Source organism: Bacillus sp. FSL K6-3154, assembly GCF_040869395.1.
Lineage (GTDB): Bacteria > Bacillota > Bacilli > Bacillales > Bacillaceae > Bacillus > Bacillus safensis.
The window spans coordinates 2,697,254-2,720,376 of the sequence record NZ_CP152033.1 but is presented as its reverse complement, the minus strand read 5'-3'; the positions used below and the strand labels follow the sequence as shown (position 1 = coordinate 2,720,376).

Sequence of the window (23,123 nt, the reverse complement as noted above, 5' to 3'; positions counted from 1 at the left end):
ACAATTACCATACAATCAGTAAAAGAGCATGAAGGAGGTTTTCGATTCAATGACAATATCCACTTTACAAAAAAGCATCAATGAACGTCTTGATGAACATTATGAGGAAATGGTTAAAATTAGACGCCATCTCCATATGAATCCTGAACTTTCTTTTCAGGAAGAAGAAACAGCCGCTTTCATCGCCAGCTACTATGATACATTACAAATACCTACGCGCACCAAGGTGGGCGGTCATGGCGTACTCGCTTATATTGAAGGAGCTTCTCCGGGACCAACCATTGCCCTCAGAGCTGATTTTGATGCACTTCCCATCCACGATGAAAAAGATGTACCTTACAAATCAACAAAGCCTGGTGTGATGCATGCATGCGGTCACGATGGGCATACTGCGACACTTCTTGTATTAGCAAAAGTCTTGCATACGCATCGTGATCAATTAAAAGGAAAGATCGTCCTCATTCATCAGCATGCCGAGGAATATGCTCCCGGCGGTGCAAAACCGATGATTGAAGACGGCTGTTTAGACGGGGTCGATGTGATATTTGGTACGCACCTTTGGTCTTCAGAGCCTTGTGGCACGATTCTTTATAAAAGCGGGAACTTTATGGCAGCGGCCGATCGTTTCTCCATTCAAGTCCAAGGGAAAGGCGGACATGGTGCCCAGCCTCATTTAACCAAAGATGCCGTACTCATCGGTTCACAAATCGTCGCAAACCTGCAGCAAGTCGTTGCACGTAAAGTCAATCCAATTGATTCTGCTGTTGTTTCTGTTGGAGGTTTTGTAGCAGAGAATGCCTTTAACGTTATTGCAGATTCAGCTGTTTTAACGGGTACAGCACGATCCTTTGAAGAAAGTGCACGGCTTATTATCGAACGAGAAATTGAACAGGTGGTAAAAGGGGTATGCCAGATGCATGATGCTGCCTACACATATGAATACGTAAGAGGATACCCTGCTGTCAAAAACCATCCAAAGCCGACTGAATATATTGCTGACATCGCAAACCAGACAGAAGGTGTCACAGAAGTAAAAGAAGCGGAAACACAAATGGGCGGAGAAGACTTTGCTTACTACCTTCAGCATGTCCCTGGTACCTTCTTCTACACAGGCGCCATGCCGGAAAACAGCAAAGACGTCTATCCACATCATCATCCAAAGTTTGATATCAACGAAAAAGCAATGCCTATCGCAGCAAAGGTTCTCGCTAACGCCGTTCTTTCCTACAATGAATAAAAAAAAGCCGCTGTCATCAGCGGTTTCAGCGTGTAGACAAACCCTCGCATTCGGTGTCAGGTCTGCGCTCCGGTGCTCACGAATGTCAAATTCGCTCCGCTGCTCGTCCTTCCTAGACTGCAAAGGTTTTCTATCACGCTGTGCTGAAAAGAAGACAAAGGGCTAAAATAAAGATTATTTTAGCCCTTTGTCAACAATCTGAAGCCGCTGTTATCAGCGGTTTTTCTATTTCATTTCTTTCAATATTCGCAAGTGGAACACATGGCGTGCAACCTCTCCGAGCTGTCCTGTCAGCTGATGATTTGCCACCCCGCCAACAGCGGCTCCGACGACCGGCATTAATTGAAACAGCTTTACAAGATCAATGTAATCTCGATACTCCTGCTGAAAGCTGTACCAATCCATTTCCTCGCAGCTCGTTTCCCAATCATCTATGATCTTCATCATTTTTTGACGATGTGCACTGCTGGAAAAGGCGAGTTGAAATATACAGAGCAAAAAGAGTCTTTCCTCCTTTTGAGATAAATCAAAGCCATAAATACACGCCAGCTCATAAAGGCATTTCATCTTTATGCTCAGCAGCAGCGGAAAGTCTGCCATTCCGAGGAATAAACCGCCTGCACCTGTTCCAACCCCTTCGATAGCAGCCGCCTTTTGGTAATACTTCACTTTATCCTTTGCCAGTTCATTTCGTTCAACAATAGATAATTGTTCATCAATCACTGAAAATGAAGTAAAGTGTGATCCTGATACGGTTGATTCAACCATTGTTTTGACTGCACTTGTGATGACTTGATGAAACCTGGCAGGAATTCGGCGGTTCACCTGCTGCTGAACTCCTTTTGAAAACCGTTCGATCTTTGAAGGTTTTCTTAAAAAACGTGTTTGAAAAAGAATGGCTTCTTCATACAACTCCCGTTCAGCTGCATTCATCCGGTCCCCTCCTTGATGTCATCATACGCTCGCTGTAATTCCACTTATCTCATCTTTTTTAATCTGCTTTGTACGTAAGGCTTAAAGAGGACAAGCACAAACGCTACAGAAATGAGAAAGGCAAGTCCGCTTCCCTGCCAGCCTCCTGCTGGAAGTACCGCACAGCTCAGCAATATCGATTGGATGATGAGCACATTACGGACGAGAACAAAAAAGCTTCGATCCTTTTCTTTTTGAGAAACTGGATAAAGTGCCTGTAATGAAAGATGAGCAAAGTGCTTCGTTAACGGCACAAGCTGTACACCTGTGATAAATACTGTGAACAAGACTAGTAACGCACCCACCCAGCCTGCTGCACCTGTATACAAAATAATCAGGACAAACACGGCAGTTAATCTAAACACCAGACCAAAATAGTCATTTGAGCGTACAAACGCCCTCACATACATATAAGAAAAAGTTTTACGCTGATCGTAAGGAACAAACTTCAACATCCAGTCCATGTATGCTCTTCTTTTCACCTGTTTCTTTAAGTGAGGCACATCTGTAAATAAGTTTGCCAAACGATAAAAGCGCTGCTTCCGTTTTAATTCATCAGAAATATGCATTTCCCATTGAAAGGGCTGTTTTTTCACTGCATTTGTTAAGTAGACAAGATAGACACCATAGATAAGATAAAAAACGATTGCAATCGCATAGGCTGCCTGTAAGATGGTGTAGATCAACATCATATTTAATAGAAAACGAAGGGCTGCATCGAGCCATCTCACGTGTTTTCCTTGAAAATAAGTCATTCTCCATTGAATGGCTGTATTCAGACCCTTTATTAAGATCATTTGCGCCAATATCAGCACATACTCCGTGATGCCTCCTGAAGACACCGCCGAATAAAGCGGAAGTGCGACAATCGATACAGCAATGAGAGGAAACAGCTGAGAAATGAAGCTAAAGTTAAACGCTTGTTTTAAGTAAGGCTCCATCTTTCCTTCCAAAGGAAGCAAAAACACGAGATCGGCTTCTTTAATCAACGTACGTACGTATGAGCTTGTAAGTACCAATGAGAAAACAACTGCCATCACCCAGTAGGATGGGAAGTGAGCTGGAATATGTTTGAGCCAGCTGCTGTACCAGCTTGCTCCGCCTGCAAGGAAAAAAATGAGCACAATGACAAGATGATCGTTGAACATGTATTTTAAGTATTTTCTTGTTTCTTGTATGTGTTCCTCTAATCTTGATTTCCAAATAGTAAGCGTTGTTTTACTCATAGCTTTCTTCCTTTGTTAATTCCAAATAAAGATCATCGAGTGTCGCATCTCTCATATCGAACTGTTCTCTCAGCTCTGCCAGTGTTCCTTTCGCTCTGATTTCCCCTTCGTGCAAAATAATGAAGGAATCACAATAGCGCTCAGCTGTCGCTAAAATATGCGTTGACATCAGGACACTAGCGCCGCTTTTCTTCGCTGCATTCATCCGTTCAAGCAGTGCATTGATTGCAAGAGGATCAAGCCCTAAAAACGGTTCATCGATGATATACAGCTCTGGTTCCACAAGGAATGCACACATAATCATGACCTTCTGCTTCATTCCTTTTGAAAAATGAGCAGGGAACCATTTCAGCCTTTTCTCCATTCGAAATTCTTTCAGCAATGATGGCAGGCGTTCGTCTAATTGTTCCTTTGATAGACCGTAAGCCATCGCTGTCAGCTCTAAATGCTCTTTTAACGTTAATTCTTCATATAAAACAGGTGTTTCAGGAATAAATGTAAATTGTGAACGATACGCCTCTTGGTCGTCTTGAAGAGTTCGTCCATTCAATTCAATGACACCTTTATGCGGTTTCATGAGCCCGATAATATGGCGGATGGTTGTACTTTTCCCCGCCCCGTTTAAGCCAATGAGACCGACGATTTGATTTCTTTCTAATTCAAATGAAATATTTTTTAGAACGGGATTCTTCGTATATCCGCCCGTTACATCTTTTACAGTGAGAAGGGACATGAATTCGTTCCTTTCTTTCTTTTTTCCTTTATAGTAACAAAAACGAATGATAATTTGAAATGTTTACCTATAGACGAGTCATGAATAAAAAATAGGCGCTTTGGTCATCATAATGTATGTAGAAGAAATGAACTTGATGACCAATAAGTAAATGAGGTGTTTGTTAAAGGCAAAGAACCGCATGACAAGTTGGTTTTTCATCTAAAAACCTTAGCTTCTGTTTTGCTTCACTGATTCTTGATTTTTGTGTCCTATACAATATGTATTCGACAAACCAAAACGTCAAATGAGGTGTTTACGGCAGAAATAGCAGGCACATGAATTCTTTATTTCAGTAAATAGAGAATTCAAAAGGCATTCGAATGAAAGCATCAGCATTTCTTCTGCAGGAGCAGGATGAGCGACCAAAGGAGTTCGCTTGTCCTGTTTTCTTTTTTGCTTCTTTTTATGATACGATAAAGGAAAAATAGTGAGGAGTGACATGGCGTGAGCGACTGCATTTTTTGCAAGATCATTGATGGAGACATTCCATGTGCAAAAGTATATGAAGACGAGCATGTATTGGCTTTTCTTGATATCAGCCAAGTAACAAAAGGACATACCCTTGTAATCCCGAAAATACATAAAGAAAACATCTATGAGATGACACCAGAAGTGTCTAACCACTACTTCCAAGCGATTCCGAAAATTGCAAGGGCGATCAAACAGGAGTTTGAACCAATTGGGTTAAACCTCCTGAACAACAACGGTGAAAAAGCCGGTCAATCGGTGTTCCATTACCATATGCATATCATTCCGCGCTACGGAAAAGGCGATGGCTTTGGTGCCGTATGGAAATCACACCAAGATCAATACACGTCAGAGGATTTAAAAGACATTTCTTCTGCCATCCACACGCGGCTTACCTCATCTTAACAGATGAGGTTTTTCTTATTTTTGCCCCTTTTCCTCGCTTCCATCTCCTAATAGTAAGATATTTTGAACGATTCAAATTTTTTGTCCAAATGCTTCAAATTTGTGATAGGATGGTTTTATCTTTTGATCCATTAACGCGAGAAATAGGGAGAGATTGTGATGAAGCGAACGACGAATTTTAATGCTGGTCCGGCGGCACTGCCGCTAGAAGTTCTTCAAAAAGCACAGGAAGAACTTGTTGATTTTAAACAAACTGGGATGTCTGTGATGGAGCTTTCTCATCGCAGCGGTGAATATGAAGAAGTCCACAATAAAGCAAAAGCGCTTTTGGGGGAACTGATGCACATTCCAGAAGATTATGAAGTCCTCTTTTTACAAGGCGGAGCTAGTCTTCAATTTGCGATGATTCCTATGAACTTCTTACATGAAGGCGAAACAGCTCATTTCATTCAAACAGGCGCTTGGTCAGAAAAAGCATTGTCAGAAGCAAAAGGGTTTGGTCAGACATCTGTGCTTGCTTCAAGTGAAGATGACAACTACTCGTATATTCCAGAAGTAGATACTTCTGGTTTAACAGATGGTGCTTACTTGCACATCACATCGAACAATACGATCTTCGGCACTCAGTGGAAAACGTTCCCGAACACGTCACTCCCGCTCATTGCGGATATGTCCAGTGATATTCTCAGCAAAAAAATAGACGTTTCTTCATTTGATCTCATCTATGCTGGGGCACAAAAAAACCTAGGGCCTTCAGGTATCACGATTGTGATTGCACGCAAACGTTTATTAGAGAAAGAGAAAAGCAGCACGCCGAAAATATTAAAATATTCAACACATGCAAAAGCTAACTCTCTTTATCATACACCACCGACTTTTGCGATTTATATGCTGTCGCTTGTCCTTGAGCATGTTAAACAAGCTGGCGGTGTAGAAGCAGCGGAAAAACGCAATGAACAAAAAGCAGGCATTCTCTACGATACAATTGATCAAAGCGGCGGTTTTTATCAAGGACATGCGCGTGCTGACAGCCGTTCGCATATGAATGTCACCTTTACTCTTCGCGATGATGCACTTACTTCTTCCTTTGTGGAAAAAGCAAAGCAAGAGCAAATGGTTGGACTTGCCGGCCACCGTTCTGTCGGTGGATGCAGAGCATCTATTTACAATGCGGTCTCAATTGAAGACTGCCAAAAGCTTGCGGACTTTATGAAAAAGTTCCAGCAAGAAAATGAGTAAAAAGGCTTTTCTATAGGGAAATAAATTTGTTATAATAACGAGAAATATAAAGTCATGACTCTTGCAATAAATGATGAGCCATATTATTGGAGAGTCCTATAAGAGCTTAGCAGAGGAGAGCATAGAAATGAAAACAAAAGAATTAGTGATTATGTCATTGCTTGCAGCAATGGGAGCTGTTTTGCATACGATTTTCCCGCCCATCTTCTTCGGAATGAAACCTGATATGATGCTGGTCATGATGTTTTTAAGCATCATCCTTTTCCCAAAGGTTCAGCATGTCGTCGTGATTGCGCTAGTGACTGGAGTCATTTCTGCATTAACAACGGGATTCCCAGGCGGACAAATTCCGAATATGATTGATAAGCCAGTGACAGCCTTTATCTTCCTAGCCCTTTTCTTATCTTGCTCGAAGATAAAGAACAAAGTGGTGCTGACCGCTGTGTTAACTGCGATTGGAACCATCGTATCCGGCGTGATTTTCTTATCTGCCGCTTTACTGATCACCGGACTGCCAGCTGCATTACCGGCACTTCTTGTGGGCGTCGTCCTGCCAGCAGCTGTGATTAATACCATCGCTATGGTATTTGTCTTCCCAATTGCTCAGTCCATTTTGAGACGTGCAAGAATGATAGAAGTTGCTTAACGAATAACCGAACCTCTTCATCATAGATGAAGAGGTTTTTTCATGCTTTTATAAAAGAAAAAGGGTCAGCAGTAAAATGAGGAGCGAAATCCCTGCACCTGCCGCACACACAAGTGCTTTTTGTTTTAAGACATGTTTTGGCGGATAAGACCCTGCATACCCAAGCTGTCTTGCATAATGAATAGAACCACCTGTAAAAACGATGACGATACACATAAAAACGAACAGAAAGACAGACAACCTTCTCCCCTCCCTTTTCTTCAAAAGTATGCTAAAATAAAGCAAGCTATGTATGGAAGTTCAATGAAGCTGATCGTCAGCTCAGAGAGAACATGCGAATGTGTAAAATTTGACTAGAGGTGATTTGAATGGCTAGTGGACGTTCTTTATTAACAGGATTATTTGTAGGCGGTCTCCTCGGAGGTGCGGCAGTGCTCCTGACGACTCCCTCTTCTGGCAGAGATGTGCGCGGAAAAGTGAAAGACGGCTATGACAAATTCGAAGATACGCTGACAAAATTAAAAAGAGATGGACAAGCTTTAAAAGAGCAAATTGTGGAAACAGCAAAAGAAAGCGCAGAGGTGATTAAAGAAGTCGGATCTGAATTGCAAACATCGATTCAGCAATGGCGCGAAGAAATCAAACCTCATCAGCAGGACTTACAAAAGGAAATTCAGGAAATTGAGGAAAAGCTCAAACAACTGGAGAAAACCTTACAAAACTAATATACTCACAAAAAAATATTCGTTTACAAAAGTGTGCGGGGTGCGTATCCCGCACTTTTTTTGTTGAAAAAAGGTTATTTTGTCAATGTTTTTCATGACTTTTAAAAATTCTTGAATTTTCAGCTTTATTAATCTTTATTTTATTGGCATAATAGAATTACAAGAAAAAGAGAAGTAGGTGAAATGGATGAATCATTCGGAACAGCCTTTCGATGTAAAAGAAGCACTTTTATTCAGTCAAAGAATGGCCCAATTGAGCAAAGCTCTTTGGAAATCCATTGAAAAGGACTGGCAGCAGTGGATCAAACCGTATAACCTAAATATCAATGAACATCATATTTTATGGATTGCGTATCAATTAAAAGGAGCTTCAATATCAGAAATTGCAAAGTTTGGCGTCATGCATGTATCAACGGCGTTTAACTTCTCCAAGAAACTGGAGGAACGAGGATTTTTAAAATTTTCTAAAAAGTTAAACGATAAACGCAATACGTATATTGAGCTAACGCCAAAAGGCGAAGAGACATTCCATAAACTACTCGAAGATTTTGACCCGGCACGAACTGGTATTGTCAAAGGCGCACAGCCGCTTCATGACATTTACGGAAAATTCCCTGAGATTTTAGAAATGATGTGCATCATCCGAAACATTTATGGTCAGGATTTCATGGAGATTTTTGAGAAATCGTTTTCAAACATTGAGAAGGACTTTTTGAATGAGCGAGGAAAAGTCACGAAAAAGACTGAGGAACTTGAAAACTCAGCTGAGGCAGCAGAAAAAGCGGCTAACACAAATCAAATTGTTTAATGATCTTTATAAATTCATTCATTAACGGCTGAAATAGTCCTTGATCATGCAAAGCAAATATGGTCTCATGAACATCCAGCTTTTCAATTAATTGTCCCGCAAAAAGCGCGAGGAGATCGTCAAACATGACGTAGCCTTGTGCTTTTTGCTTATCCATTTCCTCTGAAAGCTCAGCACAAATACGCTCAATTTCCTCTGCCTCTTCTTTCGATACACGCTGCCTGATCAATAACGCATAATATGGATAACGGCTCATATCGGTTGCCGTCAATAAAAGTTCCATATAATATTCAAGCTGGCTCATTCGTTCCTCAATACTCATGTACGTTCCCTCTTTCTCTTAGTCCTTCTATTTTAGCCGAAAATACTCATTGACGAAAGAGACGAACCTCCCCCTTCAGTTCTTTTTTCTTGAAAAATCCAAAGTTTCCTCTCTTTATTCCATATGAAGGCACCATTTTATTTTTTTTCATCAAAACCATTGATTTTTATCCTCAGGAAGAGTAAATTATCTTGAGATATTCAATTCGATTTTTAGATTGGAAGGATGAAAAATGAATTGTTGGAAGACCATTAATCTTGAAAAGGATTATGGTTATACGAGAATGATGATTTCTGCCATAAGTCTTGCTATCCTTTTTTTCATTATGGCATTTTTATGTTTTCAACTGACTCATCCTGAAACGAGGCTAAGCAGCCATAACGCACCGCTTTTTGCCGTGCTCTTACTTGTGACATTGCTTGTCCACCGTGTGGTTCACTTGATCCCAGTGATGAAAAATAAGAAAAAAATGACGTTATTAATGAAACGAAATTGCTGGCAGCGCGTACCTAAGAAAGTGATGCTTTTTTCACTTCTCAGCCCGTTTTGTGTCATCTCACCGGTTTACTTTGTGTTAGGCGTGGCGTTTCCTATGTACGCACACTATTTTATCATCATCGCAAGTATACATGCAGGCTATTGTTTGCCTGACTTTTTATTTGCATGGAAGCTGCTCAAAGCACCTAGATCCTGCATCATCGATCAAGCTCAAGACGAGTTTGATATTTTAGTTGACCAAACTTCCTCATCATGAGGTTTTTAAAGCCAACTTCTATCTTTTTCATAAAAAATTTGGTAATGTAGTATGGGAATAGCATAGAGAGGGGGGATCTCCGATAGTTTTATTTTACTTCATCGTCTTTGCCGCGTTTATTGTGTATTCAATAAACAGGCTTACTAATACATTATGCCTTGTCAGAGAGATTCCTGAAGAACGGCAAGATAAGGTGTTTCGCTTTATCAACGTATCAATACTGATCTTACTTATCTCATCATTTGTTCAAATTAACATTTCCATTTAAGATCAAAGCAAAAGCTGCCAGTTTGAGGGCAGCTTTTTGTGTATATTTGAATTAGCAAATCCAAGATGCACCGATGATGATCAATAAAATGAATAATACGACGACTAGTGCAAAACCGCCAGCAAAGACTTCTCCTCCCATGTGAAAACACCTCCTGCCAGTTCTTCCTCTGTTCTAAGCTCAGTGTATGCAGAAAAATAAAAAACGTTTAGGCACCTGTCATCGTTTGAAAAAAGAACCGCCCTCACGCACGGCAGGACGGCTCCCTTCTGTCACAGCGATTTAATTAGTAAAGATATGCTGCACCAACGATGATCAGCAAAATGAATAGCACGACCAATAAAGCAAACCCATTAGAATATCCTGCTCCCATATAATTCAGCCTCCTTTTTGTGATCACTATATGTGTATGTCGCGCGCAATTTTTTGACTAGACGAATGCCCTTCCATTTGCATTTCTTTTTACAGCGTGTCACAATATGTTATGATACAAGCAATGATAAATAAATTGGAAAGATTAGGAGTGTTTTTTGAATGAAAAAAATGGCTTTAGCAGCTGTAACAGCAGTAAGTGTTTTAACTCTTGGCGCATGCAGTAGCGGTGATAAAGATGTGATCGCCACAACGAAATCAGGAGATGTCACAAAAGGAGAACTTTATACAACTCTTAAGAAACAAGCAGGTGGAGATGCTCTAAACCTACTTGTTCAACAAAAGGTTCTTGCTGACAAATACAAAGTATCTGATAAAGAAATTGATAAGAAATTGGAAGAATATAAAAAGACACTTGGTGAAGATCGTTTAAAACAGCTTCAAGATGAATTCGGTAAAGATTACATCAAAGATCAAGTGAAATATGAGCTGCTGACTCAAAAGGCTGCCAAAGCTAACATCAAAATCACTGATAAAGAAGTAAAATCGTATTACGATGACCTTAAAGGAAAAATCCGTGCAAGCCACATTTTAGTAGCTGATAAGAAAACAGCTGACGAAGTGGAAAAGAAATTAGATAAAGGTGAAAAATGGGATTCCCTTGTCTCTGAATATTCAACTGATACTGCTTCAGCAGCACAAGGCGGAGATGTAGGCTGGTTCGCAAAAGAAGGCCAAATGGACGAGAACTTCAGCAAAGCTGCTTTCAAACTAAAAGTAAATGAAATCAGCAAGCCAGTAAAATCCCAATTCGGCTACCATATCATTAAAAAGACTGAAGAACGCGGTAAATATGATGACATGAAAGCAGACTTGAAAAAAGAACTGCTTGACCAAAAACAAGCAGACACAAATGAAATCCAAAACATCTTAAACAAATTAGTAAAAGATGCTGATGTGAAAGTAAAAGATAAAGAGCTTCAAAAAACGTTCAAAGAAAAATCTGAACAGCCTGCACAAAATCAGCAGACACAACAGAACCAGTAATCACAAAAAACCCCTCTGCCGTAATCGTGCAGAGGGGTTTTTGTATGACGAGATTAAGCAATTGAATGATCTTCATGTGCCGCAGTATCCTGTGATCTTTTCACCTGCTGATTCTGGCGTCTGCGCTCTCTTTCCTGTTCCATTCGCTCGATAAATATTTCTCCTTCCTTTTCAATAAAGGATTGATCAATTTCTTGCTCCTCTTTGGCTGTTGTCATTAATTTATACGCACAGAAAATAATGCCGATAATACATGCATACACCCACCACGGAAAAAACAACATTTTTTCATCGCCTCCTTTTCTTAAGGACATTCCTCTCTTCCTTTGTGTTACATGCTTATGCGAAAAGAAGACAAGTTATGAAAAAAACGCCCGCATAAACGGACGTTTTGACATGATTATTCGTGATGGAAGGTTGGTTTATAAAACGAACGATTCTCAAGTGCAAAAATACGTTCTGTATATTCTCCTGGCTTCACATGCTCAAGTGCACGATCCATCATGTTCATTTTCGCATCTAAATTATCAATATAGTGGAGAATTTCAGCTTCTTTCACCATTGGTGGTTTCGGGCTGCCCCATTCTCCTTTTCCGTGATGACTCAGGACTAAGTGCTGTAAAATGAGAATTTCCTCTGAATCAATGCTAAGCTCTTCCGCAGCTTTCGCAATTTCTGTCACCATAATGGAAATGTGGCCAATTAAATTCCCTTCCACAGTATATGTCGTGGAGACTGGACCCGAAAGCTCTTTGACTTTCCCTAAATCATGAAGAATGATGCCTGAATATAAAAGATCTCGATCTAGTGATGGATATAGGTCAACAATTGATTTTGCTAAATGCAGCATAGACACAACGTGGTAGGCGAGTCCAGAGACAAATTCGTGATGATTTTTTGTCGCTGCTGGATAATCAGCAAATTCCTGTCCATATTTCTTCAGCAAATGCCTTGTAACACGCTGAATATTAGGGTTTTTCATATCAAAAATATATTGCATAATCGTATCCATCATATCGTGTTTTGGAATAGGAGCTGTTTCGAGAAAGTCATCAATTCGAATTTGCTCGTTTTCAGCAACAGGGCGTATATTCCTAAGCTTCAGCTGATTCCTCCCGCGATAATGATGAATGTCGCCTACTACCTTCACGATGGTTTGCGGACCGTAGGTGATTTCATCATTCTGCTTTGCATCCCATAGTTTCGCCTCAATATCTCCACTTTGATCTTGAAGAATGAGCGTTAAAAATGGTTTGCCATTACTTGCAATCCCTTTAGTAGATGATTTAATTAATAAATGCAGGTCAACTTGTTCGCCGACATCATAGGTCATGATCCCTTTAGCCATTCAATAAAAGCTCCTTCCATGTTTCTGCTCATATAAGTATAACATAAGTCATTATTTGTCAATCATTCAACTGCTAAACTCGTAATCTGTCCATCTTCTGCTGCCTGCGTCATATGCTGATGACAGGTGAAATAAAACAGCTGTGTTTCAAAACGCGTGAATTCATTCATCAACTCCAGTACTCTTCCTAGACGAACATGATCAAAATGAACGAAGCTGTCATCCATCATAAACGGAAGCTGACATTCATGCTGATGAGACAAGGCGAGTGCAAAACGAATGGCCAGATAGACTTGTTCACAGGTTGCTTGTGAGAGCTCCTCTGGGCGGAATATTCGTCCGTCCATCCTTTTCACGATCAGCCGGTCATCCTCGGGTGAAAATAAAATGGCTTCATATCGATCATTCGTTAACGGCTGAATAAAGCGGGAGGCTGTTTGCAGCAGTGCTGGCAGCCTTTTTTCTTTATGTTCATTCAATTTTCCTCGAATGACGGAGCGAACAAGCTGAACCGCCGCCCATTTTTTCGCAAGATGCTTTGCATGCTCCTGCTCAGCTGAAAGCTGATGAGTCAAATCAGACACCGTACCTGAAGCTTCTATTTGCCGGATTTCCACTGCTCGTTCTGCCAGACGTTTTTCCATATTTGCCGCATTCGTTTGTATGTTATTCAGGTGCTGCTTTGCTTCCGCACACTCTTCTTCAAGAAGACGCAACCCTTTACGAACAATCGATTCTTCCTCATCAAAGCAGCCGCTTCTATGCAGCTCTTGATTCAGCTGCTGCAAATGGGAAAGCCGTTCCCGATATTCTTTCGATAGATGGGAAAGAATTTGGTAATCTTTTTTGGACTCTGCCTCTACTTGACGAAAAAGCGCGTCCATTTGTTTTTCGTAATAGTCAATTTCCCCTTCTAGCGCCGTGATCTGCTGTTTCACATGTTGAATCGATACATCCAATGTCTGACGTTCTTTTTCTCTTTTCGCCTCATCTTTCAAAATCTCTTGAAAGGCCGAGATGTTCTCTTGAATGGTGCCTTCCTTTCGTTGCAGAAGACTGCTTAACGCTTCCACCCTGTGCTCATAATTGGATTGCTGGCCGGCAAGCTCGTCTATTTCCCGGCTAAGCTCCTCATATTCCGCTGTATCCGTTTTTAATTGCTTCAGAATAAGAAAGGCTTCTACTAGGAAAGAAAGCTCTGAGGACAAGCCAAGCTGTCTTTTCTTTTCCTCTACTTGCTGCTGGACAGGTTCCAGCTCCTGCTCCCAGTCTTCATATTGCCTGATGATCCTTTCGTACAAAAGCTCCTTCTGCCTCACAAGCGTTTCAGCTGAAGCTGTCTGTACTTGGAAGGAATCGAATGCTCCCCTGCCGCTTCCCTGTTTCACCTGTGCCGATTTCAAAAATGGGTAAATAGCAAAGAAGACAAAAACAGAAAACCCTGCAAATAAGAAAGTAACCCACCACTCTGTTAAAAAGAAAAGGACAAGCAGAAATGCAGCATCAAATATCACCATCACAGGAAATAACCACGCCCGGGAATGAACCTGTTTCTCTTTTGTTCTAGTTTCCCCAGCTTCCACTGTACTGTGCGATTTGGCCTGCTGTTCCTTTAATCCTTTTAAAGCGGTTTCCGCTTCCTCCAGCTCATGTCTTGCATGATCAAACCGGTCATCCAGCTGTGCCTTTCTGTCCATTAAACGAACGTATTGGCTGACAGCCTCCTTTAATTCCCACTCAAATTCAAGGGAGTCGTCAATCTGATCAAGCTTGACTGAACGCTGCCACTTTAGCTTCGCTGCGGCTTCGTCCATTTTTTGTTTCAATGAATCACGTTCTGCTTTACATTCAGCTAAGCGGTTTTTGACACGTTCAGCATGAGAAGATTCATCAACGACACGCTTCATCTCCAGTAATGTATCCTTGTCATAAAGCAGTTGAACTTGTGCCAGCGAGGTTTGCAAATGATCTAATTTTTGCTTTAGTGCAGTCATTTGAGCCTTTTTCGGGTGAAGGTGTGATTCTAATTTATCCAATTCATGCTCTGTTTCTGCTCTAAAGCGTTTGACTCGTTCTGGATAACGGGCTAATTCTTTTTTTAACTCCATCTTCTTCTCTATCATGGGATAAAGTCGAATGTGTTCGTTTAACTGCTGAATCTGTTCTTCTGTCTGCTTCATTTCCTTTTGAAGCGCTGCGATATTCTCTATTAATTCAGAATGCTCCCGTTTTTTCTCTGTATAACGGCCTTCTGCCAATCTAGCTTGTTTCAGCTGGGCAGCCAGCTCTTTTAAACGATCAAGCTGCTGGTTTAATTCCGGCTTGCGTCCATTTGGTTTAAACAGCTGCTCCTGCTGCTTAAGCAGCCTGCTATCCATCTTAGAGGCAGCATCTGAGCCAAATAAACTTGAGAAAAGGAGAAATTCACCGATTTGATCTTCGTTTAAGGCTTGGACATTTTGCAGTCCAAACACATCAAATGAATAGATTGATTGGAATAATCTGCGATCTGTTCCCTTTAAAAGAGTTCGTAGAAATGCTTCATCTTTCACTTCACCATTCGGTAAAAACACCTGTGCTTGACCGCCTCGATCGGACGATCTCTCAATGTGAATGACACCTAATTCCTCATCTAAGCAAGTGAGGGAGCCGCCATAGAAAGATCCTTGTTTCGGCTTGTATATCTTGTTTTTTGAAAAACCAAATAACATCGACTCAATAAACGCCTTCAATGTCGTTTTCCCCGATTCATTCAGGCCGTAAACTAGCTGAAAACCGTCATCAGAAAAGTGAAAGGTTCGATTTGAAAATTTCCCGAAATTCGCTATATGGAGTGAACGTATTTTCATCATACCTCTCCTTTTCTCATAATTGCTTCAGCTGTTCCGTCAGCAGCCTTTGTGCTTCTTCTTTTATATCCAATTCATCCTCTTTTGTGAGCGCTTTTCCTGACTTTCTGTAGATTGGGTGACGCTTGATCGGTAGAAGCAGCTCTTCATATGACTCAAACTGTGCAATTTCTGCCGTTAGTTCCTTCAAAAAAGAATCCTCTGGATAGATCACATCCTCATTTGTTCGGCAGTCAATTGACATCACCCAAACGAACACGTCTTCGTCTTCCTCCTGCTCATGAAAAACAGTCAACAGCTCTTCGAGGACCTCAAGCTGCGTATGCTCAAAGTAAGAAGGTGCATCACCTGTCAATTCAATTCTCACAAAATGAGGAACGCCTTCCTCTTTCAGCTCATTGATTTTGCCTTCCACTAGTGTGACAAGATCCGTCATATGAACCGTTTCTGTGATGTCTATGGCCAGTTTCTCAAAGATGATATCTGCACAGCTGATAAAATCCACTGCCCGTGAATCTTCGGAGAGGTGAATCAAGTAACAGCCTTTTTCACCCGTTTCTTTAATATGTCTGCCCTGCACATTACCAGGGTAAATAATAAATGGGTCTTCATGCAGAAGGGCTCTTTTATGTATATGTCCGAGCGCCCAATAATCGAAATCCCGTGCTATGAGCTGCTGAAGCTGAAATGGGGCATATGCATCATGTCCTTCTTGTCCGGCTAATGTGCCGTGAAGCATTGCAATGTGATAGGCAGCATCTGTTGTTTTGACATAATGAGATGTCATATTTTCATAGACAGCCCGCTCTTTGTAGCTAAATCCATAAATACTCGCGACAAGCTGCTTCCCTCGATAATAGGAGTGCTCACTTGGTGTACTGCTCGAAAAGACATGTACATTCTCGGGCCACTCAATCGGTGTCCATTCACCGCCTAAATGATCATGATTCCCATAAATAATAAAGACTTCAATCCCGTGCGTTTGCAGTCTTACAAACTGATTTCTTAAAAACAGCTGTGCTTTTAAGCTGCGATTGGATTCATCAAATAAATCTCCGCTCAGCAGCACAAAGTCTACCGCCCGCGCAACGGCGAGATCAAAGATGTTCTTAGCACTTTGAAAGGTACTTTCTTTGAGCCGCTTAAATATAGAATTAGGTATAGTCGACATTCCTGCAAATGGACTGTCTAAATGTAAATCTGCGGCATGAATAAAGGTGAGCTTAGTCAAACGTCTATCTCCTTGTCCGATACTGTCATTGTCCATATTTTATCATGCCATTTTTACGAATGCACGTTCTATCACTCTCAATCTAAAAAACACATTTTTAAGAGCTAAAAAAGAGGTTTTGTCTTATTCCATGTTTAATTACATTAAAAAACAGAGGAAAGGAAGATGAGGCATGGAGAAGACATACTTTTTAACCGTATTTGACCGGTCGGGTGAGACTTTATTAAATGAAAAAATCACAGCGGATAGTGACAAGAAGGCAAAGGAATTAGGACGTCATCGCTTAATGGAACAGCAATACACAAAGCATTCTCATCGACTCGTTGATCAAGCAGGCAAGCTGCTTTTATTTGAACGTTAAAAAAGCCGGCTTTCGCCGGCCTCATGTTCATTTATGCTTTTTGAAAGACAGGACGTCTTTTTTCTAAAAAGGCTTGTATACCTTCCTTGTGATCATGACTTTTTCTCAGTCTTGCCTGTGCGGCTCTTTCTTTTTGAAGAACGGCTAAGAGCTTTGATTCTGACTGCTGGAAATAGATCATCTTCGTTTCGATAAAGGCTTGAAGCGGCATGTTCATAAATGGCTTCACACACACTTTTTGGTACGTATCGACCTCATCCTGAAACACCCCGTCTGCAAGGCGCAGCTTTAACGCTTCTTCAGCCGGCAGCTTTTGTCCGCTCCAAATCAATTGTTTAGCGGTTTGCTCACTCACTCTTTTTGTGAGGAAAAAATGCCCCCCGCCATCAGGAATTAATCCTACTCCATTAAAATTCATGGCGAGTTTTGCATCCTGATGCATAAACAAGTAGTCACAGCTTAGAGCAAAGCTAAAAGCGAGGCCTGCTGCTGACCCGTGGACAAGCGCAATCGTCACTTTTTTCATACCAGCTAGAGAAAGTGTAATTCCCTCGATCAAATCCATCACACGATGAAAATCTTCTTCACTTTCCTGCTTGAGCATCATCCCAATATCTCCGCCTGCTGAAAATCCTTTTCCCGCTCCCTTGATGACAACGACTTTTGCACTGCTTTCCTCCGCTGCATCACATGCTTCTTTGAATTCAGCAAACATGTCCACATGAAAAGAATTATAAGCTTCAGGCCTATTGAAAACGATTTCAAAAATATCCCCGTCTAACTGACAATTGATATATGTCATCATCCATCCCCCTCTTCTTTTAAAAGCTCATAACTTACTTCCATTTCCATCATGTAAAACCTTTTTCTCTAAACAAAAAATTTCAAGATCAATTGATACTAAAATAAGCATAATGATTGAAACAAGAAATATATTTTTATATAGTAAAAAAAGAAAGAAAATAAATTTGAAAGGAGGAGGATGATTGGTCAGATGTTCCATCATGATATTGGTTAGCTTCATCGTCATGTTTTCTCCTTTTTCAAATGTCGTTTTTGCTTCACAGGCAGAAGCGAGCACACCTAGCCTGATTTCTCCATCCATTTATGATGAAGAAATCAATGCTGTGAAGACACCTTCGTTTTCAAAAAAACACGCTTCATCCATTCTGTTGAAAGACAGATTATCAATGATGGATGCCAAGACTTTTCTGCCAAAGCCTGCCCCATCAGCTGCATTGTCCATTGATCTATGTTTTTTGGAAATGAAGTGTGCGATCCCCGTTATGTATCAATCTAATTACCTCTACTGATTCATTTTATTTCATCCGCATTTACTATATAAAAACACAGACTATCAAATTCGGAGGGATAAAATGAACATTAAAGAAAATGATCTTCCTGGGATCGGAAAGAAATTTGAAATTGAAACGAGAAATAGAGAAAAGATGACGATTGTGATTCATGATGATGGCAGACGGGAAATTTATCGTTTTGACGATGATGATCCAGATGAAGTGCTGTCTACCATTTCACTCGATGATGCTGAATCCCGGCAAATCGCTGCTATTATCGGCGGTATGGTGTATAAACCGCAGGCACTAGAAACCATTGAAATGGCCTTCAACGACTTGATCATTGAATGGTTTAAAGTGGAAAAAGGTGCAAAAGCGGTTGGACATACACTCGGTGATTTAGATGTGAGACAAAATTATGAAGTCACCGTGATTGCGATCATTAAACATACAAATGAAAAATTACTCAACCCTGGTGCCGATTCGATTATTCAAGCAAATGATACGATGGTCATTTCGGGCGAAAGAAAACACTTGAAACGATTGGTACGTGATTTTCTTTCTAGAGGGGGAGAGTGATGAATGGATCATTTAGTCTTTGAAGTTGGGACGGCGCTAATTCTTATCGCCATCGCCAGCTTAATCGCCAATAAAATTAAATTTTCTATCATCCCTTTTCTCATTGTCCTCGGAATGATTGTTGGGCCGCATGCTCCAACTATCGGGATCATTGATTTGAAATTTATCGAAAGCACGGAGATCATTTCGTTTTTTGGCAGAATGGGCGTCCTGTTCCTTCTTTTCTATCTTGGACTTGAGTTCTCTGTCGGAAAACTCATTAAATCGGGTAAATCTATTGCAGTCGGCGGATCTATTTATATTTTGATCAACTTCAGCTTAGGACTGCTCTACGGTTTTATCACAGGGTTTGGATTCCTTGAGATTCTCATTATGGCAGGTGTGATCACCATTTCATCCAGCGCCATTGTGGCCAAGGTCCTTGTCGATTTGAAACGGACGGCAAATCCTGAAACAGAGTTAATTCTAGGGATTATTATGTTTGAGGATATTTTCCTTGCCGTATATTTATCTGTCGTATCAGGTCTTGTCCTTGGAGATGCCACTACTGTTGGCGGTGCCTTATTATCGATTTTAATCGCTTTTGGTTATATGATGCTTTTCTTTATCATTGCGCGGAAGCTGCCAAAACTATTAAATAAGTTGTTTGATATCCGTTCGAACGAAGTGTTTATCATTGTGATTTTTGCCGCTTTGTTCTTTGTCGCTGGTTTTTCAGAAACAATTCATGTAGCAGAGGCTATTGGAGCTCTCTTACTTGGTCTTGTTTTCTCAGAAACAGAGCACTCAGACCGCATCGAGCATCTCGTGGTTCCGTTTAGAGATTTCTTTGGAGCGATGTTCTTTTTCAGCTTTGGTCTCAGTATCGATCCGTTTACATTGGGTGATGCCTTCTGGCTTGCGATCGGCGCTGTGATTCTTACCTTAATTGGGAACTTCACTGCCGGAATGTTCGCTGGACGGAGAGCTGGATTTTCTTATAAAGCCTCTTCTAATATTGGATTAACCATCGTATCGAGAGGAGAGTTTTCAATCATTGTTGCCGAGCTTGGCATCGCCGGCGGACTTGCCGCTACTTTGAAGCCCTTTGCTGCATTGTATGTCTTAATCCTTGCGATCTTAGGACCGCTCGTAACGAAAGAATCTAAGAAAATCTATCAAATCCTAAACAAAATGTTCAAATGGAAACCTGAAAAACCAAAAGTAAAAAAAGAAACGACGATCTAATGAAAAAGGGCCCTATGCTTGGGCCCTTTTCTATGTTTTATTCAAATTGCTGAAATGCAGTTTCTTGCTTAACTGGCGCTTCCTCGGCCCCGCGAATGGTTCGAATGACTTTCTGGTTGCGGTAAATCGATAGTTTCAAATTGGTTGCCGCTGTTCCATGAGAATGATCAAGATTCGTGAATGTAAATAAATGATTTGAGCGTTTGTCTTTGAACACAAGCCTGAAGTCGTCTGTCACTTTAAAATGCTCATCACTTTCCCATTCAATCAAAGGTTCATATGCACTAAACCATTCAGGAATATTCGGTGTGTATCCTGTAGCCAATACAGCATGATCTACAGTTATGCTTTTTTCTTTCTTCAGCTGCCACTGTTTGAGATGCAGCTCCAAAGGCTGATGCTCTCCTCTTTGAATCGCTTCAAGCTCTGTCATTGGCTGAATGAGCACAGATGGCTCTTCACCTGAAACAGAGCGATGATACAGCTCCTGATAAATGCGCGAAAGCGTTGATGCATCGATGCCATTTCTTAATCCTGTCAGCCTAGGCAATGTGTTCATACGTTCTTCATAAGGAAGCGAATGAAAATACTCGACATACTTTGGTGTAAAAAGTTCTTGGCCAAGCTCTGCCGTCTCCAGTTCTCTAAATTCACTAGAACGCGTAAACCATGAAAGCTGCTGTCCTTTCTTTTGATGCTGAAGCAGGTCTAAGAAAATTTCAGCTGCACTCTGCCCTGAGCCGATTACCGCCACCGACTCAGCTTCGTGAAGTGCTTTCTGCTGATCTAAATAACGGCTGCTATGGGTCACATATGGGTATGCTGCTTCAGGCACATCGACTGGAATCATTGGTTTGCTTCCTGTGCCTAACACGACATTCTTTGCACGATATTCAGAAAGCGAACCATCGTTCAGCCGTCTGACTTTCACAAGGTAGCCATCTTGGCAGTCCGTCACTTCTTCTACCTTCATCCCGAACTGACAGCTGTCTAATTCCCCTGCCACCCATGATAAATACTCATTGAATTCTCTCCGCGGGATATCAAACTGTTCAAATGTATAGAACCGGTGAAGTCTATTTGATTCATGTAAATAATTTAAAAATGTATACCTGCTCCTTGGATTCGCCATTGTGACAAGGTCTGCTAAAAAGGAAACTTGCAAATCCGTTCCTTTGATCAGCATACCAGGATGCCAAGCAAACTCAGACTCTTGTTCAAAAAAACAGCATGAGACATCCTCATACTCCTCTAACAAAGCGGCCAATCCTAAATTGGCGGGCCCAATCCCAATTCCGATCACATCTATCATATGTACACCTGCTTTAACTTTTTATCACTTATATACCCTTTTACAAATGAAAAAAACACTGCGTCATCGCAGTGTTTAAACGTGAGAAACAAATAATGATTCAAGGAATTGAATTTTCTCTTCTGTATAGTGTTCATACCGGTCATTATACGATTTTGGATCTTTTGGATTGGCATACTGCGTAATTTTTCCTGTCCGTGGATCAATGAATTTACTCGCTGCACCGCACCCAATGCCAATGATTGTCTGTACTTCTTCCATGATAATGATATTATACAAACTTTCCTGTCCATCTAATGAATACCCGACATTTTCGAGATTTCCCAAAATATTTTTTTGTCTATATAAATAATACGGGTGATATTGATGTGCTTTCGTCCAAGAGACCGCTTCATCCATCATACGTGTGATTTCTTCTCGGTCTGCTACTTGGTATTTCTCCTTATTGCGCGTCATTTCAGATGCTCTTTTAAAGGAGAGTGTATGCACGGTTAAAGATTCAGGCTTGAGCTCTTCAGTCTGCTGCAAGGAGTGCTGAAATTCTTTGAGCCCTTCTCCCGGCAATCCAATGATTAAGTCCATATTGATATTATTCATGCCGTACTGTCTTGATAAGTGATACTTTTCAATCGTTTCTTCCACACTATGATGCCTGCCAATAGCCTTTAGTGTTTCATTCTCATACGATTGCGGGTTAATGCTAATCCGGTCAATATTGTAGCGGTTTAGCACCTCTAGCTTATCAGGCGAAATCGTATCAGGACGCCCTGCTTCGACAGTCACTTCCCGTATATGCTTCACATCAGGGAACGAGCGATACATTTCTTCATACAGCAAGTCCATTTCTTCCGCTGTGATGCTCGTTGGCGTGCCTCCGCCAAAGTAAACAGTCGTCACTTTGATCCCATGTTCTTTAAGCCATGCGCCCATTTTTTGCATTTCATAATGCAGACCAAACAAAAACGTTCCCACTCTGCCAGCTTGTCCTTTAATGGCGTAAGCAGGGAACGTGCAGTAAGCACATTTTGTGGGACAGAAAGGAATGCCAATATAAATACTCACTTCCTGCTGAAGGTCATACAGATCTGGAATGGCTTTAAGCTGACGATCGACAATCTCCTGCATCAAATTGATTTTTTCATCATGAATCAAGTAATCACGCTTTAACGCCTCATGTGCATCTTCCTTTGACATGCCCTCTCTCAGCATCTTATGAAGTAATTTCGTCGGACGTATTCCTGTGAGAATCCCCCACTTTTGTGTCATTCCTGTGTGCTCCTGAAGCAAGTGTAAATAAACAGACAGCACTGTGTTTTTGATTTGTTTCCAGCGCTCCTTATCGTTCAAGCTCTCTGGGACATCCCGCGAAAAACGACTGGTGATGTCTGATCCATCGATATGACCAGATGCTTCCACCATGCCATTTTCTTCCTTCCAGCTAAATTCCATGATCAAACCATCATCCAGTTCACTTGGTTCAAACATCACTTCACTATCTTCTTCAAATAAATTGGCTATATTGACAAGCGGGCGATGAAATCGTTCATCTGACAGCCCTTTAATTAAAATTCGCATCATATCACCTTTATCTTCAAACTTGTTTCATTTTACAAAATTCATGTAGGAAAAGCAATGAAGGGAACAGACGAAGGCCCTG

At 41.1% G+C, this 23,123-nt stretch carries 27 protein-coding genes; 13 read left to right on the top strand and 14 right to left on the bottom strand.

Annotated features, from left to right (window positions below):
• Positions 1-49: 49 nt before the first annotated feature.
• Positions 50-1,237: a M20 family metallopeptidase gene (locus tag MHH61_RS13975; RefSeq protein ID WP_125587314.1), complete on the top strand. Its 1,188-nt coding sequence runs from the start codon at positions 50-52 to the stop codon at positions 1,235-1,237.
• Positions 1,238-1,462: 225 nt separating this feature from the next.
• Here MHH61_RS13975 and MHH61_RS13970 read toward each other — a convergent pair whose 3' ends face one another.
• The 3 genes from MHH61_RS13970 to MHH61_RS13960 are packed head-to-tail and all read right to left on the bottom strand — an operon-like array spanning position 1,463 to position 4,168.
• Positions 1,463-2,170, bottom strand: a complete 708-nt coding sequence (locus tag MHH61_RS13970) for an EcsC family protein (protein ID WP_125587315.1) — start codon at positions 2,168-2,170, stop codon at positions 1,463-1,465.
• Positions 2,171-2,214: 44 nt separating this feature from the next.
• On the bottom strand, positions 2,215-3,435 hold the full coding sequence (locus tag MHH61_RS13965; RefSeq protein ID WP_125587316.1) for an ABC transporter permease: 1,221 nt from the start codon (positions 3,433-3,435) through the stop codon (positions 2,215-2,217).
• Positions 3,428-4,168, bottom strand: coding sequence for an ABC transporter ATP-binding protein (locus tag MHH61_RS13960; protein ID WP_024426563.1), 741 nt, complete (start codon positions 4,166-4,168; stop codon positions 3,428-3,430). Before MHH61_RS13960 ends, MHH61_RS13965 begins: the two co-directional genes overlap by 8 nt.
• A gap of 486 nt (positions 4,169-4,654) precedes the next feature.
• Between MHH61_RS13960 and MHH61_RS13955 the strand changes: the two genes are divergently transcribed.
• The 3 genes from MHH61_RS13955 (at position 4,655) to MHH61_RS13945 (ending at position 6,968) form a co-directional block, all read left to right on the top strand.
• Complete coding sequence (locus MHH61_RS13955; RefSeq protein ID WP_024425457.1) at positions 4,655-5,083, top strand: HIT family protein; 429 nt, start codon at positions 4,655-4,657, stop codon at positions 5,081-5,083.
• A 159-nt stretch (positions 5,084-5,242) separates the two neighbouring features.
• Positions 5,243-6,322 (top strand): 3-phosphoserine/phosphohydroxythreonine transaminase, encoded by a 1,080-nt coding sequence (gene serC / locus MHH61_RS13950; RefSeq protein ID WP_024426564.1) that lies wholly within the window; start codon positions 5,243-5,245, stop codon positions 6,320-6,322.
• A 127-nt stretch (positions 6,323-6,449) separates the two neighbouring features.
• Positions 6,450-6,968: a tryptophan transporter gene (locus tag MHH61_RS13945; RefSeq protein WP_039177586.1), complete on the top strand. Its 519-nt coding sequence runs from the start codon at positions 6,450-6,452 to the stop codon at positions 6,966-6,968.
• A gap of 48 nt (positions 6,969-7,016) precedes the next feature.
• Here MHH61_RS13945 and MHH61_RS13940 read toward each other — a convergent pair whose 3' ends face one another.
• Positions 7,017-7,208: a hypothetical protein gene (locus MHH61_RS13940; protein WP_024425454.1), complete on the bottom strand. Its 192-nt coding sequence runs from the start codon at positions 7,206-7,208 to the stop codon at positions 7,017-7,019.
• A 128-nt stretch (positions 7,209-7,336) separates the two neighbouring features.
• Between MHH61_RS13940 and MHH61_RS13935 the strand changes: the two genes are divergently transcribed.
• Together MHH61_RS13935 and MHH61_RS13930 are read left to right on the top strand one after the other, a co-directional pair.
• Positions 7,337-7,693 carry a YtxH domain-containing protein gene (locus MHH61_RS13935; protein WP_024425453.1) on the top strand — a complete coding sequence of 119 codons (357 nt, stop codon included), beginning with the start codon at positions 7,337-7,339 and terminating at the stop codon, positions 7,691-7,693.
• Positions 7,694-7,880: 187 nt separating this feature from the next.
• Positions 7,881-8,501 carry an HTH-type transcriptional regulator Hpr gene (locus tag MHH61_RS13930; RefSeq protein WP_039177583.1) on the top strand — a complete coding sequence of 207 codons (621 nt, stop codon included), beginning with the start codon at positions 7,881-7,883 and terminating at the stop codon, positions 8,499-8,501.
• On the opposite strand, the gene MHH61_RS13925 is transcribed toward MHH61_RS13930, so the two are convergent.
• Positions 8,479-8,823: a YhaI family protein gene (locus MHH61_RS13925; RefSeq protein WP_058838794.1), complete on the bottom strand. Its 345-nt coding sequence runs from the start codon at positions 8,821-8,823 to the stop codon at positions 8,479-8,481. The two genes, MHH61_RS13930 and MHH61_RS13925, sit on opposite strands and share 23 nt — an antisense overlap.
• Before the next feature lie 232 nt (positions 8,824-9,055).
• Here MHH61_RS13925 and MHH61_RS13920 point away from each other — a divergent pair, with 232 nt between their 5' ends.
• Positions 9,056-9,577 carry a DUF3267 domain-containing protein gene (locus MHH61_RS13920; protein ID WP_024426567.1) on the top strand — a complete coding sequence of 174 codons (522 nt, stop codon included), beginning with the start codon at positions 9,056-9,058 and terminating at the stop codon, positions 9,575-9,577.
• Positions 9,578-9,659: 82 nt separating this feature from the next.
• Entirely contained in the window at positions 9,660-9,845 is a 186-nt protein-coding gene (locus MHH61_RS13915; protein ID WP_080652927.1) for a hypothetical protein, read from the top strand.
• A gap of 51 nt (positions 9,846-9,896) precedes the next feature.
• Here MHH61_RS13915 and MHH61_RS13910 read toward each other — a convergent pair whose 3' ends face one another.
• The gene (locus MHH61_RS13910; protein WP_017360317.1) at positions 9,897-9,986 is read right to left on the bottom strand and encodes a YjcZ family sporulation protein; all 90 of its coding nucleotides are present in this window, start codon (positions 9,984-9,986) and stop codon (positions 9,897-9,899) included.
• A gap of 145 nt (positions 9,987-10,131) precedes the next feature.
• The gene (locus MHH61_RS13905) at positions 10,132-10,218 is read right to left on the bottom strand and encodes a YjcZ family sporulation protein (protein WP_008361129.1); all 87 of its coding nucleotides are present in this window, start codon (positions 10,216-10,218) and stop codon (positions 10,132-10,134) included.
• 161 nt (positions 10,219-10,379) lie between these two features.
• On the opposite strand from MHH61_RS13905, the gene MHH61_RS13900 reads away from it, so the two are divergent.
• A complete protein-coding gene (locus tag MHH61_RS13900; RefSeq protein WP_024425449.1) occupies positions 10,380-11,264 on the top strand; it encodes a peptidylprolyl isomerase in 885 nt (294 codons plus the stop codon).
• Between the two features lie 53 nt (positions 11,265-11,317).
• Here the strand turns inward: MHH61_RS13900 and MHH61_RS13895 are convergent, their stop codons facing one another.
• From MHH61_RS13895 to MHH61_RS13880, 4 genes are all read right to left on the bottom strand, one after another.
• Complete coding sequence (locus tag MHH61_RS13895; protein ID WP_024425448.1) at positions 11,318-11,548, bottom strand: sporulation YhaL family protein; 231 nt, start codon at positions 11,546-11,548, stop codon at positions 11,318-11,320.
• A gap of 116 nt (positions 11,549-11,664) precedes the next feature.
• Positions 11,665-12,612 (bottom strand): 3'-5' exoribonuclease YhaM, encoded by a 948-nt coding sequence (yhaM, locus tag MHH61_RS13890; RefSeq protein ID WP_024425447.1) that lies wholly within the window; start codon positions 12,610-12,612, stop codon positions 11,665-11,667.
• Between the two features lie 62 nt (positions 12,613-12,674).
• Positions 12,675-15,461, bottom strand: a complete 2,787-nt coding sequence (locus MHH61_RS13885; protein ID WP_125587317.1) for an AAA family ATPase — start codon at positions 15,459-15,461, stop codon at positions 12,675-12,677.
• A 16-nt stretch (positions 15,462-15,477) separates the two neighbouring features.
• The gene (locus MHH61_RS13880) at positions 15,478-16,692 is read right to left on the bottom strand and encodes a DNA repair exonuclease (RefSeq protein ID WP_125587318.1); all 1,215 of its coding nucleotides are present in this window, start codon (positions 16,690-16,692) and stop codon (positions 15,478-15,480) included.
• Between the two features lie 172 nt (positions 16,693-16,864).
• Here MHH61_RS13880 and MHH61_RS13875 point away from each other — a divergent pair, with 172 nt between their 5' ends.
• A complete protein-coding gene (locus MHH61_RS13875) occupies positions 16,865-17,053 on the top strand; it encodes a YhzD family protein (protein ID WP_024425445.1) in 189 nt (62 codons plus the stop codon).
• Positions 17,054-17,084: 31 nt separating this feature from the next.
• Here MHH61_RS13875 and MHH61_RS13870 read toward each other — a convergent pair whose 3' ends face one another.
• Entirely contained in the window at positions 17,085-17,858 is a 774-nt protein-coding gene (locus tag MHH61_RS13870) for an enoyl-CoA hydratase (RefSeq protein WP_125587319.1), read from the bottom strand.
• A gap of 181 nt (positions 17,859-18,039) precedes the next feature.
• Here MHH61_RS13870 and MHH61_RS13865 point away from each other — a divergent pair, with 181 nt between their 5' ends.
• From MHH61_RS13865 to MHH61_RS13855, 3 genes are all read left to right on the top strand, one after another.
• Positions 18,040-18,366: a potassium:proton antiporter gene (locus tag MHH61_RS13865; RefSeq protein ID WP_241218606.1), complete on the top strand. Its 327-nt coding sequence runs from the start codon at positions 18,040-18,042 to the stop codon at positions 18,364-18,366.
• A gap of 63 nt (positions 18,367-18,429) precedes the next feature.
• Entirely contained in the window at positions 18,430-18,927 is a 498-nt protein-coding gene (locus tag MHH61_RS13860) for a cation:proton antiporter regulatory subunit (protein ID WP_024425442.1), read from the top strand.
• A gap of 3 nt (positions 18,928-18,930) precedes the next feature.
• Positions 18,931-20,154, top strand: a complete 1,224-nt coding sequence (locus tag MHH61_RS13855; RefSeq protein ID WP_125587320.1) for a cation:proton antiporter — start codon at positions 18,931-18,933, stop codon at positions 20,152-20,154.
• A gap of 37 nt (positions 20,155-20,191) precedes the next feature.
• Here MHH61_RS13855 and MHH61_RS13850 read toward each other — a convergent pair whose 3' ends face one another.
• Together MHH61_RS13850 and MHH61_RS13845 are read right to left on the bottom strand one after the other, a co-directional pair.
• Positions 20,192-21,466 (bottom strand): lysine N(6)-hydroxylase/L-ornithine N(5)-oxygenase family protein, encoded by a 1,275-nt coding sequence (locus tag MHH61_RS13850; protein WP_125587321.1) that lies wholly within the window; start codon positions 21,464-21,466, stop codon positions 20,192-20,194.
• Positions 21,467-21,541: 75 nt separating this feature from the next.
• Complete coding sequence (locus tag MHH61_RS13845) at positions 21,542-23,041, bottom strand: coproporphyrinogen III oxidase (protein ID WP_125587361.1); 1,500 nt, start codon at positions 23,039-23,041, stop codon at positions 21,542-21,544.
• Between the last annotated feature and the right edge of the window lie 82 nt (positions 23,042-23,123).

What these genes read in the sequence shown, in the direction of transcription:
- MHH61_RS13975 (WP_125587314.1), top strand. Translation starts at nt 50, where the DNA reads ATGACAATATCCACTTTACAAAAAAGCATCAATGAACGTCTTGATGAA.
- MHH61_RS13970 (WP_125587315.1), bottom strand. Translation starts at nt 2,170, where the DNA reads ATGAATGCAGCTGAACGGGAGTTGTATGAAGAAGCCATTCTTTTTCAA.
- MHH61_RS13965 (WP_125587316.1), bottom strand. Translation starts at nt 3,435, where the DNA reads ATGAGTAAAACAACGCTTACTATTTGGAAATCAAGATTAGAGGAACAC.
- MHH61_RS13960 (WP_024426563.1), bottom strand. Translation starts at nt 4,168, where the DNA reads ATGTCCCTTCTCACTGTAAAAGATGTAACGGGCGGATATACGAAGAAT.
- serC (WP_024426564.1), top strand. Translation starts at nt 5,243, where the DNA reads ATGAAGCGAACGACGAATTTTAATGCTGGTCCGGCGGCACTGCCGCTA.
- MHH61_RS13945 (WP_039177586.1), top strand. Translation starts at nt 6,450, where the DNA reads ATGAAAACAAAAGAATTAGTGATTATGTCATTGCTTGCAGCAATGGGA.
- MHH61_RS13935 (WP_024425453.1), top strand. Translation starts at nt 7,337, where the DNA reads ATGGCTAGTGGACGTTCTTTATTAACAGGATTATTTGTAGGCGGTCTC.
- MHH61_RS13930 (WP_039177583.1), top strand. Translation starts at nt 7,881, where the DNA reads ATGAATCATTCGGAACAGCCTTTCGATGTAAAAGAAGCACTTTTATTC.
- MHH61_RS13925 (WP_058838794.1), bottom strand. Translation starts at nt 8,823, where the DNA reads ATGAGTATTGAGGAACGAATGAGCCAGCTTGAATATTATATGGAACTT.
- MHH61_RS13920 (WP_024426567.1), top strand. Translation starts at nt 9,056, where the DNA reads ATGAATTGTTGGAAGACCATTAATCTTGAAAAGGATTATGGTTATACG.
- MHH61_RS13910 (WP_017360317.1), bottom strand. Translation starts at nt 9,986, where the DNA reads ATGGGAGGAGAAGTCTTTGCTGGCGGTTTTGCACTAGTCGTCGTATTA.
- MHH61_RS13905 (WP_008361129.1), bottom strand. Translation starts at nt 10,218, where the DNA reads ATGGGAGCAGGATATTCTAATGGGTTTGCTTTATTGGTCGTGCTATTC.
- MHH61_RS13900 (WP_024425449.1), top strand. Translation starts at nt 10,380, where the DNA reads ATGAAAAAAATGGCTTTAGCAGCTGTAACAGCAGTAAGTGTTTTAACT.
- MHH61_RS13895 (WP_024425448.1), bottom strand. Translation starts at nt 11,548, where the DNA reads ATGTTGTTTTTTCCGTGGTGGGTGTATGCATGTATTATCGGCATTATT.
- yhaM (WP_024425447.1), bottom strand. Translation starts at nt 12,612, where the DNA reads ATGGCTAAAGGGATCATGACCTATGATGTCGGCGAACAAGTTGACCTG.
- MHH61_RS13885 (WP_125587317.1), bottom strand. Translation starts at nt 15,461, where the DNA reads ATGAAAATACGTTCACTCCATATAGCGAATTTCGGGAAATTTTCAAAT.
- MHH61_RS13875 (WP_024425445.1), top strand. Translation starts at nt 16,865, where the DNA reads ATGGAGAAGACATACTTTTTAACCGTATTTGACCGGTCGGGTGAGACT.
- MHH61_RS13870 (WP_125587319.1), bottom strand. Translation starts at nt 17,858, where the DNA reads ATGATGACATATATCAATTGTCAGTTAGACGGGGATATTTTTGAAATC.
- MHH61_RS13860 (WP_024425442.1), top strand. Translation starts at nt 18,430, where the DNA reads ATGAACATTAAAGAAAATGATCTTCCTGGGATCGGAAAGAAATTTGAA.
- MHH61_RS13855 (WP_125587320.1), top strand. Translation starts at nt 18,931, where the DNA reads ATGGATCATTTAGTCTTTGAAGTTGGGACGGCGCTAATTCTTATCGCC.
- MHH61_RS13850 (WP_125587321.1), bottom strand. Translation starts at nt 21,466, where the DNA reads ATGATAGATGTGATCGGAATTGGGATTGGGCCCGCCAATTTAGGATTG.
- MHH61_RS13845 (WP_125587361.1), bottom strand. Translation starts at nt 23,041, where the DNA reads ATGCGAATTTTAATTAAAGGGCTGTCAGATGAACGATTTCATCGCCCG.